Here is an 18,978-nt window from a genome sequence, read left to right on the forward strand (position 1 = left end):
CCCCTACGAGGAGCCATGTCGCAATCCCGCACCGCAGCATCCCGCCCGGTCATCGCCATCGCAGGGCTCGGCATCGAGTCCTCCACCTTCTCCCCCGCCCGGACCGGGGCCGCCGCCTTCCACCCCTCGCGCGGCGCCGAGGTGCTGGACCGCTACCCCTTCCTGGCCGCCGGTGAGGAACTGCGCGAGGCGGCCGACTGGCACGGCGCCCTGGTCGGAAAGTCGCTGCCGGGCGGCACCGTCACCGCCGCCGCCTGGACCGAGCTGACCGACGAGCTGATCGACCGGCTGGCCGCGCTGCCCCGCCCGGACGGCCTCTGGTACGACATCCACGGCGCGATGACCGTGGAGGGCATCGACGACGCCGAGGTGGTCCTGCTGGACCGCATCCGCGCCACCGTCGGCCCCGAGGTCGTCATCTCGACCTCGATGGACCTGCACGGCAACGTCTCCCGCGAACTCGTCCACGGCAGCGACCTGATCACCTGCTACCGGATGGCCCCGCACGAGGACCACATGGAGACCAAGGAGCGGGCCGTCCGCAACCTGGTGGAGCTGCTGGCCTCCGGGGCGCCCCGTCCGGTCAAGGCCTGGGTGCCGGTACCGGTGCTGCTGGCCGGCGAGCAGACCTCCACCCGGATCGAGCCGGCCAGGAGCGTGTACGCGGCGGTGGACGACGTCGAGGCCATGGACGGCGTGACCGACGCGGCGATCTGGGTCGGCTACGCCTGGGCCGACGAGCCCCGCAACCGGGCCGCGGTGGTGGTCACGGGCACCGACCGGGCCGCGGTGTCCGCGGGTGCGGAGCGTCTGGCCGAGGGCTTCTGGAAGGCCCGCGACGACTTCGGCTTCGTCGCCCCGACCGGCACCTTCGACGGAATCCTGGACGAGGCCCTGGGCTCGGACCAGCGCCCCTACTTCATCAGCGACACCGGGGACAACCCGACCGCCGGCGGCTCCGGTGACATGACCTGGGGGCTGACCCGGCTGCTGGCCCGCCCGGAGTTCCGGGAGGACGACGGCCCGGCCGTCATCTACGCCTCGGTGCCGGGACCGGCCGCCGTCGCGACGGCCGTCGCCGCCGGGGTGGGCGCCACCGTCACGGTCACCGCGGGGGCTGAGGTGGACGACCGGCACGCGGGCCCGGTCACCCTGACCGGCACCGTGCACTCCGTCCGGCACGGCGACCGCGACGCCCGGACCGAGGTCGTGATCCGGGTGGGCAGTGTGTACGCGATCCTCACGGAGCTCCGCAAGCCGTACCACCGCGAGGACGACTTCACCGGCCTCGGCCTCGACCCGCGCGGCGCCGACATCGTGATCGTGAAGATCGGCTACCTGGAGCCCGAACTCTTCGACATGTCGGTGGGCTGGAAGATGGCGCTCACCCCCGGCGGCGTGGACCAGGACCTGGTGCGCCTGGGCCACCACCGCATCCGCCGCCCGATGTTCCCGTTCGACCGGGAGATGGCGGACCCGGACCTGTCGGCCCGCGTCATCCCCGCCTCCGACCAGCCGCTGACCGGGGACGACGAGTGAGCGCACGTCCCGCCCTGGAGATCGCCGTCACCTCACCGGCCGGCGCCCGCGCCGCCAGGGAGAACGGTGCCGACCGGGTCGAGCTGTGCACCGCGCTGGAGCTGGGCGGCCTGACCCCGTCGGCCGCGCTGGTCGAGGCGGTCGCGGCGGAGGGGCTGCCGGTGCAGGTGCTGGTCAGGTGCCGGCCCGGCGACTTCGTCCACGACGCGGAGGAGATCGCGCTGATGGCCGCAGAGGTGCGGTCCGTCATCGCCTCCGGCGCCGCCGGAGTGGTCGTCGGCGCGCTCACCGCGGACGGCGCGCTGGACACGGTCGCGGTCGCCCGGCTCGCCGAGGCGGCCCGCGCCTCCGGCCGCCCGGTGGAGGTGACCCTGCACCGCGCCGTCGACCAGTCCGCGGACCCGGTGGCCACCGCCGCGCTGCTGCCCTCGCTCGGTATGAGCCGGGTCCTCACCTCGGGCGGCGCCCCGGCCGCGGCCGACGGGCTGGCCGCGATCGGCGCGATGGTCGCCGCCGCCCCCGGTGTGCAGGTGATGGCCGGCGGCGGCGTGCGCCTCGCCGACATCCCGGCGCTGGCCTCGGCCGGTGTCGCCGCGGTCCACCTCTCCGCCAAGACCCGCGCGCCGCGCCGGCTCGGCGGCAGCTGGATACCGCTCGGCGCGGGCGGAGCGTCGGCCGAGCAGGACACCCACTTCGTCACCGACCCCGAGGTCGTCGGCCTGGCGCGACAGGCCCTGGACGCGGTGGGCTGACCACCGCCGCCCCGCGCATGACGGCGCCCCCGCCCGACTCCCGGGCGGGGGCGCCGTCATGCGCGGGGCCGGACCGGAGGGCGTCAGCAGCCGCCGCAGTTGTAGTACGTCACGTCCCAGTGGTTGCCCTCGTCCGCGTAGATGTTGCCGGAGCCGGACTGGTACTGGGGCGCGCCGTCACCGCGCAGACCGATGTAGCTGAACACGCCGTGGATGTAGTTGGTGAGACAGGTGGTCTTGCCGAAGTCGAGCTTGTAGCCGTTCCAGTGCGAGTACGTGCCACTGGCGTGCCCGGTCTCGGTGCCGCCGGTGATGTTGAGCGCGCAGCCCGTGGCGCTCCTGAGCGTCTGGGCCCCCTGGGCGGACTCCAGGTTGAGCTGGTCGAACGAGGTACAGGTGGCGACGTTGCGGTTGGAGCAGCCGCCGGAGGACGACCAGGTGACGCCGGACGAGCTGAATCTGGCGGTCGCCTGGCTGTGGGTGAGCTTGCTGACGGCGAAGGCGTCCGTCGCACCGGAGACGACACCGATTCCGGGGGCGAAGAGCACTCCGAGGACAAGAGCGAGAACGGTCAGGACGGGGCGCAGCGTCATACGGGACACCATGGGGACTCCTCCTGTGCATGACAACATGGGGGCAGGGAGATAGTGCCCGAGTTCTACGCGCGTCCGCCAGAGGGCGCGGAGTGACGGTCGCGCGAATGCGCGGCGCCACGCGGACGGACCCCGACCCTGGATGTTGAACTTTGAACTAGATAGCGCTACAGTCGATCTCGTTGAAGGTTAAACAATCACGTCGAGTCCCGCTCGATCACGTCCCGAGGAGGAGCCATGGCTCTGTTCAACCGCAAATCCAACGACACCGCGACCACCGCGACCACCGCGACCGCCGCGACCGCCACCGCCGTCGACCCGGCCCTGGCCGCCCTCACCGGCGACTACACGATCGACCCGGCCCACAGCAGCATCGGCTTCACCGTGCGCCACGCGATGGTCACCAATGTGCGCGGCTCCTTCGGTGAGCACGAGGGCAGCCTGCGGCTGGACGGCAGCAACCCGGCCGGCTCCACCGCCTCGATCGACGTCAGGATCGCCAGCGTGGACACCGGTATCGCGGACCGTGACGGCCACCTGGTCAGCGGCGACTTCTTCGACGCCGAGAAGTTCCCCCTCATGACGTTCCGCTCGACCTCCGCCGAGCAGCTCGGCGGCGACAAGTACCGCGTCACCGGCGACCTCACCATCAAGGACGTCACCCGCCCGCTCGCCATCGACCTGGAGTTCAACGGCTCCGCGACCGACGTGTACGGCAACGAGCGGGTCGGCTTCGAGGGCGGCACCGAGATCCTGCGCTCCGACTGGGGCCTGACCTGGAACGCGGCGCTGGAGACCGGCGGCGTGATGGTCAGCGACAAGGTGAAGCTGAACTTCGACATCTCCGCGATCAAGGCCGCCGCACCGCAGGCCTGACACCGCCCCGCACCGCACGCCCGCCGTCCGCTCCTCGCGAGGAGCGGACGGCGGGCGCGGTCGTGTCAGAGCGGCCGGTGGTTGGCCCAGACGACCTTGTACGGGTACCGGGCCTGCCAGCTCCGGATGAGTTCCTCGGCCCCGGGGGCCGCGAACGAGGCGTTGAGCGCGTCGAGGTCCGCGAAGCCGAACCGCACGATCGCGGTGGCGGTGAACACGGGGCTGTGCTCGTCGGCGGGCACACGGATGTGGCGCTCCGCCGAGAACGACTCGGTCTGCCCGGAGTCGCGCATGAGCTGTTCGATGTCCTTCAGGAACTGATCCAGCTCCGCGTCCGGGACGGGTTCGTTGAATGAGACGATCATCGTGTGGTCAATCATGAGCCAATCCAACCCCGGCAGCCGGGGCGGAGTCCAAGACCGATCCGGCCTCGAACGATAACCTGTGGGCATGGCTGACCTGGAGACGCGTGAGATCGAGTACTTCGTCGCGGTGGCCGAGGAGCTGCATTTCGGCCGGGCCGCCGAGCGCCTGTCCATCGCCCAGCCGGCGTTGTCGAAAGCGGTCCAGCGCCTGGAGTCACGGCTCGGTGTCCGGCTGCTCACCCGCTCCAGCCGCCGGGTCTCGCTGACGCCGGCCGGGGAGGCGCTGCTGCATCACGGCCGCCACGCGCTCAACGCGGTGAGCGCGGCGGCCGAGGGGGCCCGCCGGGCGGGTGCGCCCGAGGCCCATCTGCGGCTGGTGATCAAGCCGGGCGGCGACGCGAACCTGCTGTCGGGAATCCTCGCCGCGTACGCCGGCAGACCGGGCGCCGGCCGGGTGGACGTCCTCTTCGGCGGCGCCACCGACCGGGCCGACCACGTGCGCGACGGCCGGGCCGATCTGGCGCTGCTGTACGCGCCGTTCGACGACCTGACCGGTTTGGACCACAGGACCCTGTTCGTCGAGGGACGCGTCGCGGTCCTGCCGCGCGGGCACCGGCTGGCCGCTCGCGAGGAGCTGCGGATGGCCGACCTGGCGGGCGAGACACTGCCGCGCTGGAAGGGCGTGCCCGAGGGCGGCGACGGCGTCATCGGCGGCAGCGGCCCGGAGATCGCGGACGTGGCACAGATGACTCAGCTGATCATGCTCGGCCGGACGATCGCGATCCTGCCGCGCTCGTCCGTCGAACCCGTCCACCCGGGGCTGGTGTGCAGGCCGGTGGCCGATGCCCCGCCCAGCCGGATGGTCGTGGCGTGGTCACGGCTCGACCAGCGGCCGCTCGTCGCCTCGTTCGTCGACGCCGCGGTCCGCGCGAGCACGGCGCGGCCGGACCCGGCCGCGCACCAGGGATCAGGTGCTGTCGGCTGAACTGGCCGGGTCCGGCGCGGGTGGCCCTGCTAGGGCTGCCGGTTCAGCACTCGCGGAGGCCGGGGGCCGGGTCCACGCCGGTCTTGACGGAGACGGCCGGGACGTTGCCCCACTGGCCGTTGTCGAGCTGGGTCCAGTACCAGATGTCGTTCTGGCCCTGGTGCGGGTCGCCGTGGCCCCAGCAGGCGAACCAGTTGAACCCGGTGGTGAGCGTGCCACGGGTCGCCGAACGGTAGGAGCGGTCCGCGTATCCCTTCGCACCCACGGCGTTGCCGCAGTACAGCCGGCCGTCGGAGCGGACCCCGCACTCGGCGGCGTGGGCGGTGGTGGCGGGCACCGAGAGCGCGAGCAGGGCGGTGGCGGCGAGGGTGCCGAGTGCGCTGGTCAGGCGTCGAGTATTCATGACCGGCCCAACGGCCCGGCCGGAGCGGCGGTAACGGCCACCGCTCCGGCCTCACTCGACCGCCGGGATCAGCCCATGCTCTTCGCGCCGTCCAGCGACTCACGGATGATGTCGGCGTGCCCGGCGTGCTGCGCGGTCTCCGCGATGACGTGCATCAGCACCCGGCGGAGCGACCACCGGGCGTCCCCCTCGTACCAGGGAGCCTTCGGGAGCGCATGGGTGACGCCCAGGTCGGGCAGGGTGGCGACCAGTTCGTCGGTCCGGCCCGCCTCCTCCTCGTACGCGGCCAGCACGCCTTCCAGCGTCTCGCCCGGCAGCATCCGGAAGTCGTCCGCCCGGCGGGCCCAGTCGTCCTCGGTCATGGCGGTGAAGTCCGGCATCGCCGAGGCCCCCTCCACCATGAAGGCGGCCCAGCCCCGTTCGACCCCGGTGACGTGCTTGATCAGACCGCCCAGACACAGCTCGCTCGCCGTGGGCCGCAGCCCGGCCTGCTCGTCGGTGAGGTCGCGGGTGGTGAAGCGCAGGAAGTGCCGCTGCTTGGCCAGGGCCTCCAGCAGATCGGCGCGCTCGCCGGTGAGGGAAGCCGCGGCCGCGTCGTGGGTGTCCGGCTCGTTGACGTTCATGGTCTCCGCCTTCGTCGTTCCTGTTCCGCCGTCAGGAACGACTCTAGGACCCGTATAGGTCAGCTCCCGTCCTGTATGCCGGATGCGCGGCGGCGGACCTTCAGGGCGTTGTCGGTACGGGTGGTGGGGTTCCCGTCCGGGTCGTTCTGCACCCGCTCGTGCTCCTCGCTGACCAGCACGTCCCACTCCCCCGCCGGGAGTTCGAGGGACGCCAGCACCTCGTCGGTGGTGGGGAGTTCCATGTCCGCGTGGTCGTGAGCCCACGCCGGGAAGCCCGCGTGCCCGACGATCAGGAGCACCCCGCCGGGCGCGACGGCGGCGGCGGCCCGCCGCAGGACCGCCTCACGCGGCAGGTCGCCCATCGAGTGCAGGAACGAGGCGGTGACCAGGTCGAACTCCCCCTCGGGGAAGGAGACCCCGAGGTCGTGGAACTGCCAGTCGACCCGCTCCTGGACCCCCGCCTCCGCGGCGTGTTCCGCGGCCCGGCCGAGCGCGACGCGCGAGATGTCCGTGGCGGTGACCCGCCAGCCCCACCGCGCGAGCCAGACCGCGTCGGCCCCTTCCCCGCACCCGAGGTCCAGGGCGCGCCCCGGCGCCAGTCCCTCCACCTCGCGGACGAGCGCGGTGTTGGGGTTCCCGCTCCAGATCCGGTTGCTCTCGCGGTAGCGCTCGTCCCAGAGTTCCGCGTCGGTCGGCGTGCTGTCCGTTGTCATCGTGTCTCCTGAAGTCCGTGGCGGCGGTTTCCGAGCGTCTTCTCGCAGACCTGGCGCTCCGCCTCCGCGGAGAAGGGTGCGCGGCGGGCCTCGACCGCGCGGCGGGTGTCGGCGTCCACCAGATCCGCGTTGATGGCGGAGGCCGCCTTCAGCCCGGCCGCGGCGGCGCCGATGACCTGCTCCATCAGGTTGGTGACGTTACCGGCGACCCAGACCCCGGGCACCTCGGTCGCGCCGGCCGGATCGGACGCGATGTACGTGCCGACGGTGTGGCCGCCCACCTCCAGCGCGGCGGCCCGCAGCCCGAGGCCGTCCAGCACCCCTGACCTCGCGGTGAAGCGCGGCTGGACCACCACCGCCTGGCGCGGCACGACCCGGCCGCCGGCCAGCCGCACCCCGGTGAGCCGGTCCCCGCTCGCCTCGACGCCGGTCACCTCACCGTCCACCACGGCGATGCCCCGCGCGGCGAGCTGCTCGTACTCCTCGTCCGTGGGCTCGGGGGCACGGTGCAGGAAGAGGGTGACGTCGTCGCTCCACTGCCGCCAGAGCAGCGCCTGGTGCACCGCCATCGGGCTCACGGCCAGGATGCCGATCGGTGCGTCGCGCACCTCCCAGCCGTGGCAGTACGGGCAGTGCAGCACGTCCTTGCCCCACCGCTCGGCCAGGCCGGGCACCGGCGGCAGTTCGTCGGCGAGCCCGGTGGTGACGAGGAGGCGGCGGGCGGTGACGGCGGTCCCGTCCTCCCGGACGACCCGGAACCCGGTGCCGCCGGGCAGCCTCTCCGCCGTCACGGCCGTACCCCCGACGATCTCGGCCCCGTACCCGGCGGCCTCGTCGCGGCCGACGGCCAGCAGCTCGGCGGGCGGCAGCCCCTCGCGCCCCAGGTAGTTGTGCGCGTGGGACGCGGGTGCGTTGCGCGGGCTGCCCGCGTCGATCACCAGCACCGAACGCCTGGCCCTGGACAGCGCCAGGGCCCCGCTCAGCCCGGCGGCACCGCCGCCGATCACCACTACGTCGTACGTCCGCTCCGTCTGCGTCGTCATGTCGCTCATGCGAAACACCTCCATCTGCGGACGATGGTGCGCGCTCCCGCGCCAGGCGGCAAAGATTATTGCCGAAGCGGCAACCGACTGTCCGGGGCGGCCTCCCCGCCCGAGCGGCCGACGGGCCCGGCCCCCGCTCCTGACAGCACCCCGGCGGCCGCCCGACTTCACCGTGCACCATGGATCAACAGCGGCTGCCACAGGTAGAGTTGAGGGCTCGGTGACGCTCATGGGCCTACGCAGGGGGAAGTCAGTGGCGCGTGTCGTGGGGATCGATCTGGGAACGACGTACTCCGCCGTGGCGGTCGCCGACCGGGCGGGGCGTCCGTCCATCGTGCGCAACCGCGAGGGCGAGAACATCACTCCGTCCGTCGTGATGTTCCAGGGGGACACCGTCGTCGTCGGTTCGCAGGCGAAGCGCTCGGCCGCCACGGCCCCCGACCACGTGGTGCAGTTCGTCAAGCGTTACATGGGCGAGCCGCATCCGGTGTACCACGCGGAGGACGGCACCCCGTACCGCCCGGAGGAGATCTCCGCGCTGCTGCTCAAGCGCCTCAAGGAGGACGCCGAGCTGATGCTCGGCGAGAGCGTCGAGCAGGCCGTCATCACCGTACCGGCGTACTTCGACGACGCTCGCCGCAAGGCCACGCAGGACGCCGGAAGGCTGGCCGGACTCGACGTGCTGCGCATCGTCAACGAGCCGACCGCCGCCGCGCTCGCCTACGGAGTCGCCCAGTCGGTCCCGCAGGAGGCGGACGGCGGTGCGGAACCGGCGCCGGAGATCGGCACGGTCCTGGTGTACGACCTGGGCGGCGGCACCTTCGATGTCACCGTCATGGACGTCGCGGACGGCGACTACGAGGTCGTCGCCACCGACGGGGACCGCAACCTGGGCGGTTTCGACTGGGACGGCGCGCTGATGAACTACCTCAACGGCGCCTTCATGGCCTCCGGCGGCACCGACCTCAACGAGGACAGCGCTCTGCAGGCCGAGCTGCGCGACAAGGCGGAGATCGCCAAGCGCACCCTCTCCAACACCCCGCAGTCCGTGGTGATCCTCTCCGCGGGCGGCCGGCACGAACAGATCCGCGTCACCCGCGAGAAGTTCGAGGAGCTCACCGCCGATCTGCTGGACCGCACGCGGGTCATCACCGAGGGCGTGCTGAGCGAGGCCGGTCTGACCTGGGCCGGCATCGACCGGATACTGCTGGTGGGTGGCTCCACGCGCATGCCGATGGTGCCCGAGCTGATCACCCGCCTGTCCGGCAAGGACCCGGAGCCGGGCATCAACCAGGACGAGGTCGTCGCACTGGGCGCCGCGCTGATCGCCCTCGACGCCGCGGTGCGGCAGGAGACGGCGCAGGAGCGGCGCAAGTACGTCGGCAGCGGTGCGAGCGTGGAGTCCGCCCCGGGTGACGGACTCGCCAGGCTCACCAAGGGGCGGGTCAAGTCCGTGAAGGACGTCACCTCGCAGTCCCTGGGCATGGTCGCCCTCCGCGACCACACGATCCCGGACGACGAGCACAACGCGGTGATCATCCCGCACAACACCACCGTCCCGGCGAAGAAGACCGACACCTTCTTCACCGTCTCCGAGCAGCAGGAGAAGCTGCGCGTGCAGGTGACCGAGGGAAACGACGACGACCTCGACTACGTGAAGATCGTCGGGGAGAGCGTTCTCGACATCCCGCGCTATCCCCTCGGCGCGCCCTTCGAGGTCACGTACTCCTACGACGTGGACGGGATCATCCACGTCGAGGTGCGGGACGGCACCACGCACAAGTGGCTCGGCGAGTTCGAGCTGGAGCGCCCGGACAACCTGAGCCAGGTGGAGCTCGCCCAGGCCTCGGACCGCGTCGCGCGTACCTTGACTCTCTGAGAGGAACGCACGCGCCATGACCACCGACGACGTCAGCGACTACTACACGGCGTTCGATCTCGACCGGAACGCCGGCTCGGAGGAGCTGGGCCGCTCGCTGGACCGCGCCCTGCGCACCTGGGCCGGCCGGGCCAGCCGGGCCCCCGACCCGAAGAAGCGACGCGAGGCCGAGGACAAGGTCGCCCTGGTCGGCGAGGCCAGGGCCCACCTGGTGGACCCGGCCCGCCGCAAGGCTTACGACCGCCGGCTCCGTGCCGCCGAGCAGCGCGCCAGACAGGCCGAGCAGCGCCCCAGGCAGGCGGAACGCGAGCCGGAGGCCGTCCCCCCTCCCCGGCCCGCCGCGGACGGCGGGCGGAACTGGGTCGCACGCGCGCGGGAGCACCTGCGCGAGGGCAACGACGAAGCGGCGCTCTACGACCTCCGCCAAGCCGTCCACCACAACGAGCACGACGGCGACGCGTGGCGGCTGCTCGGCTCCATCCACGCCAAGCACGGCGAATACGCCGACGCCCTGCAGGAGTACGAACGGGCACGAGCCCTGTACCCCCGGGACGCCCTGACCCACACGTGCATCGCCTTGGTGCACGCGGCACGGGGTCAGCTCGCCACGGCCGCCGACTGGCACGTGAGCGCCGCACGTCTGGCGCCGACGGACTTCGGCCGCACCGTCGCCGCGGCCGACGCCCTGTTCTCCGCGGACAACTACGACGCGGCTCTGGCCTGGAACGAGCGGGCCCTGCAGCTCCGGCCCGACCACAGCGGGGTGCGCGACCGCATCGGCACGATCTGGCGTCTGCGGGCCGAGGGTGCGATGTCCTGGCATCCGGCGCGGCAGCGCTGGGTCATCGTGACCGCGTCCGGCGCCGCGCAGGTCACGCACTGTGTGGAACAGGCGGAAGCGGTCGGCCCCAGCGACACCCAGCTGCTGGACCTGCTGGATGTGTACCGGTCGGAAGCCGCCCGCGCACCGCGCCGCACGTGGCGCGTGCGGGGCTCCATGCTCCTGGTGATGGCCTTGTGCGTCACGATCGTGCTGTTCGCGCGGATGACGGCGCTCAGCCTGACCGTCCTGGCCGCCCTCGTCGCCCTGACCGTCCTGATGGGCATCCGGCCGCGGTGGCGGCACGCCCTCCACAACCTGCCGGCACCCGCCCGGCCCGATGTCAGGAACCCCTCGTGAGCACTCCGCCCGTGCCCCCTTACACGCCCCACCAGGCCGGGCAGCCCCAGCAGGCTGAGCCGTCCGAGCAGCCCGAGCCGCCCGAGCCGTCCGAACAGCCGGTCCCGGCCGACCCGTTCGCGGTGGTCGCCGACGCCGTGGACGGCATGCGGGAGGAGCTCGCCTCGCTGGGCGATCAGTTCCGGCGCAGACTGCTGAACGACCGGGAGGCCCGCCGCAGTCTGGACGAACTGCACGCGGCCCTCGGCCACACGCGGGAGCACGCCGAAGGCCGCACCCTGCAGCCGCTCCTGTACGACCTGATCCTGCTGACCGACCGGGTGGAACGTCAGTCGGGGGATGACACCCAGTTCGCCGACTCGGTCAGCGCGGAGCTGCGGACACTGCTGGAGAAGTACGGAATGACCCGCGTTCCCGTGACGCCCGGCCCCTTCGACCCGGCGGCGCAGGAAGCCGTGGGTACGGTCGCGGCCGTGTCGCCCGAGCGCGTCGGCGAGATCGCGGAGGTCGTGCGGCACGGCTACCGCATGGGAGAGCGCGTCATCCGGCCACAGCAGGTCCGGGTGTACACGGCTCCCTGAACCGGCCGGGCCGCTCGGGCCCACGAACGGATGCCTCCGCGCACGCCGTCTAGGGCCTGTCCGGCGGATCAGGCCCTAACCCCGCAACCGTACGGAGGCTATGGTGCGGCCCGCCGCCGTGTCGGCCGCCTGTCGGCGCGCCCCGCACGGTGTCGGTGAGGTGTCGGCAGCCTGTCGCCGGAGGCCCGGACTCTTGCCGTAGCGCCCGCCGGAGTCCGTCCGGCAGGCCCGCGAACGGCAAGGAGCCGGCATGACCCCTCATGTCACGATCATCGGCGCCGGACTCGGCGGCCTCACGCTCGCCCGCGTCCTGCACGTCCACGGCATCCCGTCCACCGTCTACGAGGCGGAGGCCTCCCCGACGGCCCGCACCCAGGGCGGGATGCTCGACATCCACGACTACAACGGCCAGTTGGCGGTGCGGGCGGCCGGTCTGATGGACGGATTCCGCTCCATCGTCCTGGAGGGCCGCCAGGCGATGCGGGCGCTCGACCGGGACGGGAACGTCCTGCTCGACCAGCCCGACGACGGCACCGGCGGCCGGCCCGAGGTGCAGCGCGGCGAGCTGCGGCGGCTGCTGCTCGACGCGCTCCCGGACGGCACCGTCCGGTGGGACCACAAGGTGAGCGGTGTCCGGAGCCTCGGCGGGGGGCGTCACGAGGTGGCCTTCGCGGACGGCTCCACCGCGGCCACGGGTCTGCTGGTCGGTGCGGACGGGGCCTGGTCGCGGGTCCGGCCGCTGCTCTCCGGCGACGTACCCGTGTACACCGGCATGTCGTTCGTCGAGACCTATCTGTTCGACGCCGACGAGCGGCACGCCGCTGCCGCGAAGGCGGTCGGTGGCGGGTCGATGTTCGCGATCGACCCGGGCAGGATCCAGCTCGCCGCCCACCGGGAGAGCGGCGCGACGCTCCACACGTACGCCATGCTGACCAGGCCGCAGTCCTGGTTCGCCGCGATCGACTTCACCGACACCGCCGCGGCCACCCGGCGGATCGCGCAGGAGTTCGCCGGCTGGGCCCCGGAGCTCACCGCCCTGATCACCGACAGCGACACCGCGCCGGTCGTGCGCCCCCACCACACGCTCCCGGTCGGGCACCGGTGGGACCGGGTGCCGGGAGTGACCCTGGTCGGGGATGCCGCCCACCTCATCCCCCCGAACGGCGAGGGCGCCAACCTGGCCATGCTGGACGGCGCCGAGCTCGGAGCGGCCCTCGCCGCGCACCCCGACGACGTCGAGGCCGCGCTCGGCGCGTACGAGCGGGTGATGTTCCCGCGCAGTGCCGAGGTCGGCGCGGCGGAGGCGCAGGCCCCGGCCAACCCCACGATCGAGGAAGTGATCAGCTTCTTCGTGCCCGCCGGCGGGACCGCCTGAGCGGCCGCCCTCAGACCCGGTCCACGGCCTCCCCGGCGCCGGCGGGTGCCGGTGGTCCGGGTGTGCCCTCGCGGCGGGGCAGCAGCAGCGGGGTGGCCAGCAGCACGACCCCGGCGGCGGCGATCGCGGCGCGGGGGCTGGTGACGGCGGCCAGCAGTCCCCACAGCGCGGTCATGGCCGCGATGGCGGCGCTGCTGCTGATCGACCAGGCGGACAGGGTGCGCGCCACCCGGTCGGGTTCTGTGTGGTCGAGCCGGTAGGTGGCCAGCAGCGGGTTGAACAGGGCGCAGCAGGTCACCAGTCCGAGCTGGACGAGGATGATGAGCGCCATTCCGGGGGCACCGGGTCCGACGAACGCGAGCCCGACGGGCCAGCAGGCGCGCAGCGCCCCGGAGGCGGTCATCGTCCGGTGCCGGCCGAACCGTGCCGCCAGCGGGTGCGCGAGCCGGGAGCCGATGAGGCCGCCGACGCAGGGGGCCGCGAACACGAGACCGTACTGCCAGGGGGCGAAGCCGAGGGGGCCGAGCAGGAGGACGGCCAGGAGCGGCGCGGAGGCCATGATCAGGCCGTTGACCACGATCGAGTTGAGGAGCAGCGGGCGCAGCGTGGGGTGGGCGAGGAGGTAGCGCCAGCCGTCGAGGAGATCCCCGGCCCGCAGCCGGGGCGCCGCCGTGCGGGCGGGGCCCGGTTCCGTTCCGCCGATGGCGCGGAGGCCGAGCGCCGAGAGCAGGTAGCTGACCGCGTCGGCGACGACGGTCGTCACCGGCCCGAACAGCCCGATCGCGGCCCCGCCGAGCGGCGGCCCGATCATGGTCGAGGTCCACGTCGTGGATTCGAACCGGCCGTTCGCGACGAGCAGGTCCTGCGACGGTACGAGCGCCTTCAGATAGGCACCGCTCGCCGCCTTGAAGGCGATGTCGGCCGCCGCGACGACGACCGAGACGAGCAGGAGCTGGACGAAGCCGAGCAGACCGAGCGCGAACGCGGCGGGAATGCTCATCAGCGCCGCGAACCGGATCAGGTCCATCGCGATCATCACCGGCCGCTTGTGCCGGAACTCCACCCAGGGGCCGAGCGGCACCGCTACCAGCGCCCCCACCGCCCGCCCGGCTGCGGCCAGCGCCGCCACCTGGGTCGGCCCGCTGTGCAGCACGAGCACAGCGATCAGCGGCAACGCGCCGAATCCGAGCCCGGTGCCGTACGAGCTGACCGCGTACGCCGCCCACAACCACCCGAACCGACGCCCCAGCTTCCGTCTGCCCGCCATGCCCCACATGCCTCCCGCCGGTCCGGACAGCCCTGCGCCGACCACCAGGCATCAAAGCGACCGGGGGGTGGTGAGAGCAAACAACCGGCGGGCACGGGACACAACCGCTGGTTGTGTCCCGGCATACTGCTCGGCGTGGGCGTCGGGGCCTGCCGCTACCCCTTGGCCGCCGGACGGTACGTGCACACCTGGACGCCCGCGGGGCTGGTGGCGGACGAGACCAGTTCGAGGGTGCGCAGCGCGCCGTCCGCCGGGAAGACCGACTTCCCGCCGCCCAGCAGCACCGGCATGATCACGAGCCGGAGTTCGTCGACCAGGCCCTCGCCCAGCAGTCCGCGTACGAGCGTGGGGCTTCCCATGACCAGGAGGTCGCCCTCGCCCCGCTCCCGCAGCTCCTGGATGCGGGCGGTGGCCTTCTCGCCGGGGATGCGTTCGGTGTTGTTCCAGGTCAGGTCGCCGTCGCCGAGGGTGCCGGTCACGACGTACTTCTTGAGGCTGTTCATCCGGTCCGCGAAGGGGTCGCCGGCTCTCTCGGGCCATGCCGCGGCCATCGTCTGCCAGGTGCGGCGGCCGAACAGCAGGGCCCCGGCCCCGTCCACCGCCTCGCTGAAGGAGGCGCCGACCACGTCCGCGTCGAAGAACGGGTGGGACCAGCCGCCGTGCGCGAAGCCGCCGTCGCGGTCCTCCTCCGCACCGCCCGGCGCCTGCACGACGCCGTCCAGGCTGATGAACTCGCTGATGACAACGCGCATTCCGCTCACTCCTCGGTACTTCGGATCAGGTGTACGGGAACAGAGACTGCCGGCCCGCCCGGAACTCATCGCCGGACGCGCTTCCTAGAACCCGCCGCCCCCGAAGTCCCCGCCGCCGCTGCCGCCGAAGCCGCCGCCGTCACCGAACCCGCCGCCTCCGCCGTCACCGAATCCGCCGCCGCCGAAGCCCGAGGAGTCGAAGTCGGAGCCGGAGAAGTCGCCGCCGCCGAAGTCGCCGCCGGAGCCGAAGTCACCGCCGCCGTACTCCGCCGCGTACGCCGGGGTGGACAGCATCGAGCCGAGCATCGTGCCGACCAGCAGGCCGGGCAGCAGGCCGCCGCCGAAGTAGCCGCCCGCCCAGGGGCCGTAGGCCGGGCCCGCCTCCCAGTAGGGGCGGCGGCTGCCGTCGCCCATGTCCACGGTGCGGCTCATCGGGTCCTCGCCGTCGCGCAGCCGGATCTCGTCGGCGCCGCAGACCGGGACCTCGCGGGCCGCGCCGCCCGACGGGGACCAGCGGACGTCGGCCACCGAGGGGCCGTGGCGCGGGTCGAAGAAGCAGGGCGGGCGGCGCGCGGGCAGTTCGGTGCCGGTGCGCCGGGCATCGAGGACGGCGAGCGAGAAGCGCCCGTCCTCCAGTGCCTGGGTCACCCCGCGCACGTCGGAGGGGTGCCGGGCGTGCTCCATGCGGGATTTGGCGCTCTCGTAGGAGTCGAGGGCGCGTTCGTAGTCCGCGCGCATCGCGTCGTCGGCGCCCGCCTCCGCCGGATGGAAGTCGAGCCGGTCCAGTCTCTCGCCGTACGCCGTGATGTCCTCGTCCACGACGACCCGGAGCTTGTCGAGCGCCGCCTGCTCCTCCGCCTCCTTGCGCCTGCGGTTGCGGCGGACGATCGTGTAGGCGCCCGCGCCGCCGAGGACCACCACCGCGCCGGCCGCGATCAGCCCGGCGGCGGACGAGCCCCGGCCGGACGAGGAGCCGCCCCAGGAGTCGGGGGCGTGGCCCCTGGCCTGTTCGACGGCCCGGTCCACGAAGCCGTTCAGCTGGGTCGCGGCGTCGGGGTCCGCGCCCGGTGCCTTCACGGCGGCGGTGAGGTTGCCCACCGCCTGCCGGGACATCACCTGCGGGTCGGCTGCCGCGTTGAAGCCGTCGCCGAGCCGGATGGCGTAGACGCCGGTGATCCCGGTGTCGGTGCGCAGCGTCCTGAGCACGCTCGACGCGGGGAAGGCCGAGGTCTGCGGGAGCACGGCCACGAACACCGGCTTGTCGGCGTCCTTGATCTTCTTCGTCAGAGCGGCCGCCTGGCTGCGGGAGAGCTGCGCGGACGCGGCCGGATCGACGTACACCGGGCTCTTGCGCAGCGCCCTCGCCACCTCGTCGACGGTGGACGCGCTCACGGCCGCGGGCGGGGCGGGCGCGGCGGGAGTGGCGGGCGGGGCGAGCGTCAGAACGAGGGCGGCCGCCGACAGGAGCGCCAGCAGTCCGGCCAGGAGCGTCGGGAGCAAGGTCGGGAACGGTCTGTTCCGCATACCTCGAACGTAACCCACCCGGCCGATCGCTGCGTCCCGGGACCGGTGGGCCCTGGCCTGGATTCCCCGGGTCCGCGGGTGATCCGTGACGCCCGGGTCCGGTCCGGCCCGGTCGCCCGCGCGAAAGGTCCGTCCGGCGGACGGCATCCCGTCCCCCGCGCCCGGCGTCCGCTCCGGGCGCTCACCGTGTGCACCCGGCCGGGATGAGCGCCGGCCCGCCCGGCGGAGCGGAGGCGGGGCCCGGCACGGGACGAGGCGGCGGCGACCGGGCCCCGACCGACGGCGGTCAGCTGTGGCGTACGGACTCCGGCGACCGCACCTCCGTGGCGGCCGCCTCGCGGGCCACGGTGCTGGTGGCCACGGGGCGCAGACGCGGGCCCACGGCGACCCGAGCGGCCCGCCGGCGCGTGTCGGGCGGGCCCGGTGCGGGCGGGCGGGCCGCTGACCGCCGACGGCAGGCTGTACGTGGCCACGGACCCGGGGACCGGCGCGGTCCCGGTCCGCCGGCCCGTCCGGATGGACGGGCCGGCTGGACGGGCCGGCTGGACGGGGCGGCTGGACGGGGCGGCATATCACCGCGCTCACAGGGAGGCTGACGCGGCGGGTACTACTTCTTCTGCTCGACCCTGACCCAGTCGATCTCGGCCTTGACGCCGCCCTGGGCGACCCGGTCGACGCTGGACTGCGGCAGGCCCCAGTAGGGCTCGGTGACCTTGTTCCAGCCGGCCGGGTAGGCGCCGCCGAGGGCCAGGTTGAGGATCACGTACTGGTTGTGGCCGAAGACCCACTGGCCCCGGGTGGACTCCAGCTTCTGCCGGGAGGTCTTCTGGACGACCCGGTCGTCGACGGTGAACGTCATGCCCTCCGGCGTCCACTCGACGCCGTAGGTGTGCCACTCGTTGGCGCGACCGCCGTCGGCGTAGGTCTGCTGCGCGCCGATGTTGCCGTCGGCGGAGTAGCCGGGTCCGTGCAGCGCGGAGCTGGTCCAGTCCCCGTAGCCGATGTTCTCCATGATGTCCGTCTCGCCGGAGCCGGGCCAGGAGACCGTCGGGTCGTCGACGTCGCTGCCGAGCATCCAGAACGCGGGCCAGTAGCCGTCCCCGACCGGCAGCTTCATTCTGGCGCTGACCTTGCCGTAGGTGAAGTCGAACTTGGTGTTGGTGTCGACCCGGCCGGAGGTGAAGTCGAAGGTGCCGTTGGGTGTGGACGTGCAGCCCTTGCAGTACTTCGACTCCAGGACGAGCGCGCCGTTCTCGGTCCGGATGTTGTCCGGCGAGTCGACGTAGGCCTGCGACTCACCGTTCACCGGCCCCATCTCCGTGCCCGTGCGCACCACGCGCCACTTGGAGCGGTCCAGGCCGGAGCCCGTGAAGTCGTCGAAGAACGTGGTGCTGTAGGCGCCGCCGGGGTCCTTCGGCAGGGCCGGGTAGGCGGCGTCCGCGCTGCCCCCGGTGCCCCAGACCTGGAACTCGTAGAGGGAGTAGCCGAACTGGGCGGTGGCGGGCGCGGGATTGTAGAAGGAGCGCCGTTCCACGCCGAGCATCCGGACGTAGCGCCCGGTCGCCGGGGTGGGCAGGGTGACGGTGTCGTGGCGCCCGGCGGCGTCGCCCGGTGCCTTGATGTCGGCGCGGCGGGCGGCGACCTCGTCGGCGGTGGGCTGGTAGACGGTGCGCCAGTCGCTGTTGTCGTCGGACACCTGGATGCGGTAGTCGACGCCGTACGCCGCCTCCCAGTACAGGTCGACCGAGTCGATGGTGGAGGTGGCCCCGAGGTCGACGCTCACCCAGCGGTCGGCGTTCCAGTCGCTCGACCAGCGGGACTGGCCGCCCTTGAGGTCGGCGGGCCAGCCGCCGTCGGTGACGAAGGCGGGTGAACTGCCGGCGTCCTGGTAGAGGTTGCCGTACGCGGGATGGTTCAGGGCCAGGTTGGCGCGGGTGGTGGAGGCGGGCGCGGGCTCGCCTCCGTACACCTTGAAGGCGGACAGCGCGTAGCCGCCTCCGGTGGCGCGCTGGATGCCGCGCATCCGGACGTAGCGGCCGGTGGCCTCCTGCGGGTAGGTGTGGGCGGTGACGCTGCCGCCGGTGCCGTTGTCCTCGGTGTAGAACGCCGTCCAGTCGGTGCCGTTCCTCGACACATCCAGGGCGTACTGCTTGCCGTAGGACGCCTCCCAGTCCAGGGTGACCCGGCTGATCCGGTAGCTGGCGCCGAGATCGACCCGGAGCCAGGCGTCGTCGGCGGCGTTGCTCGACCAGTGGGTGGCCGCGTCGCCGTCCGCGGCGGCGCCCGGTCCGGTGGTGTCGTTCTCACTGCCGGACGCGGTGACGGCGCCGGGGTTCGCGGTGTGGGCGGCGGCCGTCAGATCGGTGTCCCAGGCCGCGGCCCGTACGGCGGCCCGCGAGGGGGCGGGCGCCGCGAAGGCCGTGGGGGCGGGCGCCGCGAAGGCCGTGGGGGCGGCGAAGGCGATCAGAGCTGCGGTGGTGGCTGCCAGAGTCGTACGAGAGGGCATGGTGGGGCTCCCGTTCGTATCA

Annotated in this window: 18 protein-coding genes; 8 read left to right on the top strand and 10 right to left on the bottom strand. The window is 73.0% G+C overall.

Annotated elements, in window-relative coordinates:
* Positions 1–15 precede the first annotated feature (15 nt).
* Positions 16–1,539, top strand: coding sequence for a M81 family metallopeptidase (locus ACIP89_RS35815; RefSeq protein WP_402118623.1), 1,524 nt, complete (start codon positions 16–18; stop codon positions 1,537–1,539).
* Positions 1,536–2,291 carry a copper homeostasis protein CutC gene (locus tag ACIP89_RS35820; RefSeq protein WP_401928250.1) on the top strand — a complete coding sequence of 252 codons (756 nt, stop codon included), beginning with the start codon at positions 1,536–1,538 and terminating at the stop codon, positions 2,289–2,291. The genes ACIP89_RS35815 and ACIP89_RS35820 overlap by 4 nt, the downstream gene beginning before the upstream one ends.
* Before the next feature lie 83 nt (positions 2,292–2,374).
* Here the strand turns inward: ACIP89_RS35820 and ACIP89_RS35825 are convergent, their stop codons facing one another.
* Positions 2,375–2,896, bottom strand: coding sequence for a hypothetical protein (locus ACIP89_RS35825; RefSeq protein ID WP_401928248.1), 522 nt, complete (start codon positions 2,894–2,896; stop codon positions 2,375–2,377).
* A 225-nt stretch (positions 2,897–3,121) separates the two neighbouring features.
* On the opposite strand from ACIP89_RS35825, the gene ACIP89_RS35830 reads away from it, so the two are divergent.
* Positions 3,122–3,760 (top strand): YceI family protein, encoded by a 639-nt coding sequence (locus tag ACIP89_RS35830; RefSeq protein WP_402118626.1) that lies wholly within the window; start codon positions 3,122–3,124, stop codon positions 3,758–3,760.
* A gap of 65 nt (positions 3,761–3,825) precedes the next feature.
* Here ACIP89_RS35830 and ACIP89_RS35835 read toward each other — a convergent pair whose 3' ends face one another.
* Positions 3,826–4,140 carry a hypothetical protein gene (locus ACIP89_RS35835; protein WP_402118628.1) on the bottom strand — a complete coding sequence of 105 codons (315 nt, stop codon included), beginning with the start codon at positions 4,138–4,140 and terminating at the stop codon, positions 3,826–3,828.
* A 70-nt stretch (positions 4,141–4,210) separates the two neighbouring features.
* Between ACIP89_RS35835 and ACIP89_RS35840 the strand changes: the two genes are divergently transcribed.
* Positions 4,211–5,110: a LysR family transcriptional regulator gene (locus ACIP89_RS35840; RefSeq protein WP_402118631.1), complete on the top strand. Its 900-nt coding sequence runs from the start codon at positions 4,211–4,213 to the stop codon at positions 5,108–5,110.
* 43 nt (positions 5,111–5,153) lie between these two features.
* Here ACIP89_RS35840 and ACIP89_RS35845 read toward each other — a convergent pair whose 3' ends face one another.
* From ACIP89_RS35845 to ACIP89_RS35860, 4 genes are all read right to left on the bottom strand, one after another.
* A complete protein-coding gene (locus tag ACIP89_RS35845; RefSeq protein ID WP_311303019.1) occupies positions 5,154–5,513 on the bottom strand; it encodes a hypothetical protein in 360 nt (119 codons plus the stop codon).
* Positions 5,514–5,581: 68 nt separating this feature from the next.
* Positions 5,582–6,136: a DinB family protein gene (locus ACIP89_RS35850; protein ID WP_401928237.1), complete on the bottom strand. Its 555-nt coding sequence runs from the start codon at positions 6,134–6,136 to the stop codon at positions 5,582–5,584.
* Between the two features lie 59 nt (positions 6,137–6,195).
* Positions 6,196–6,849: a class I SAM-dependent methyltransferase gene (locus tag ACIP89_RS35855; RefSeq protein ID WP_402118633.1), complete on the bottom strand. Its 654-nt coding sequence runs from the start codon at positions 6,847–6,849 to the stop codon at positions 6,196–6,198.
* Positions 6,846–7,892 (bottom strand): NAD(P)/FAD-dependent oxidoreductase, encoded by a 1,047-nt coding sequence (locus ACIP89_RS35860; RefSeq protein ID WP_402118664.1) that lies wholly within the window; start codon positions 7,890–7,892, stop codon positions 6,846–6,848. Before ACIP89_RS35860 ends, ACIP89_RS35855 begins: the two co-directional genes overlap by 4 nt.
* A gap of 253 nt (positions 7,893–8,145) precedes the next feature.
* Between ACIP89_RS35860 and ACIP89_RS35865 the strand changes: the two genes are divergently transcribed.
* The 4 genes from ACIP89_RS35865 (at position 8,146) to ACIP89_RS35880 (ending at position 12,907) form a co-directional block, all read left to right on the top strand.
* Positions 8,146–9,771: an Hsp70 family protein gene (locus ACIP89_RS35865; protein ID WP_402118635.1), complete on the top strand. Its 1,626-nt coding sequence runs from the start codon at positions 8,146–8,148 to the stop codon at positions 9,769–9,771.
* Between the two features lie 16 nt (positions 9,772–9,787).
* Positions 9,788–10,951 (top strand): tetratricopeptide repeat protein, encoded by a 1,164-nt coding sequence (locus tag ACIP89_RS35870; RefSeq protein ID WP_401933550.1) that lies wholly within the window; start codon positions 9,788–9,790, stop codon positions 10,949–10,951.
* The gene (locus ACIP89_RS35875; protein WP_401928228.1) at positions 10,948–11,532 is read left to right on the top strand and encodes a nucleotide exchange factor GrpE; all 585 of its coding nucleotides are present in this window, start codon (positions 10,948–10,950) and stop codon (positions 11,530–11,532) included. The genes ACIP89_RS35870 and ACIP89_RS35875 overlap by 4 nt, the downstream gene beginning before the upstream one ends.
* 250 nt (positions 11,533–11,782) lie before the next feature.
* Complete coding sequence (locus ACIP89_RS35880; protein ID WP_402118637.1) at positions 11,783–12,907, top strand: FAD-dependent oxidoreductase; 1,125 nt, start codon at positions 11,783–11,785, stop codon at positions 12,905–12,907.
* Between the two features lie 10 nt (positions 12,908–12,917).
* Here ACIP89_RS35880 and ACIP89_RS35885 read toward each other — a convergent pair whose 3' ends face one another.
* The 4 genes from ACIP89_RS35885 to ACIP89_RS35900 form a co-directional block, all read right to left on the bottom strand.
* Complete coding sequence (locus ACIP89_RS35885) at positions 12,918–14,174, bottom strand: MFS transporter (RefSeq protein WP_402118639.1); 1,257 nt, start codon at positions 14,172–14,174, stop codon at positions 12,918–12,920.
* 155 nt (positions 14,175–14,329) lie between these two features.
* Complete coding sequence (locus ACIP89_RS35890; protein ID WP_401928220.1) at positions 14,330–14,926, bottom strand: dihydrofolate reductase family protein; 597 nt, start codon at positions 14,924–14,926, stop codon at positions 14,330–14,332.
* 84 nt (positions 14,927–15,010) lie between these two features.
* Positions 15,011–16,450, bottom strand: coding sequence for a hypothetical protein (locus ACIP89_RS35895; RefSeq protein WP_402118642.1), 1,440 nt, complete (start codon positions 16,448–16,450; stop codon positions 15,011–15,013).
* A gap of 607 nt (positions 16,451–17,057) precedes the next feature.
* Positions 17,058–18,956 carry a discoidin domain-containing protein gene (locus ACIP89_RS35900; RefSeq protein ID WP_402118644.1) on the bottom strand — a complete coding sequence of 633 codons (1,899 nt, stop codon included), beginning with the start codon at positions 18,954–18,956 and terminating at the stop codon, positions 17,058–17,060.
* Between the last annotated feature and the right edge of the window lie 22 nt (positions 18,957–18,978).

The sequence above is a fragment of the Streptomyces sp. NPDC088730 genome (genome assembly GCF_044751215.1).
In the GTDB taxonomy this organism is placed as follows: Bacteria; Actinomycetota; Actinomycetes; order Streptomycetales; family Streptomycetaceae; genus Streptomyces.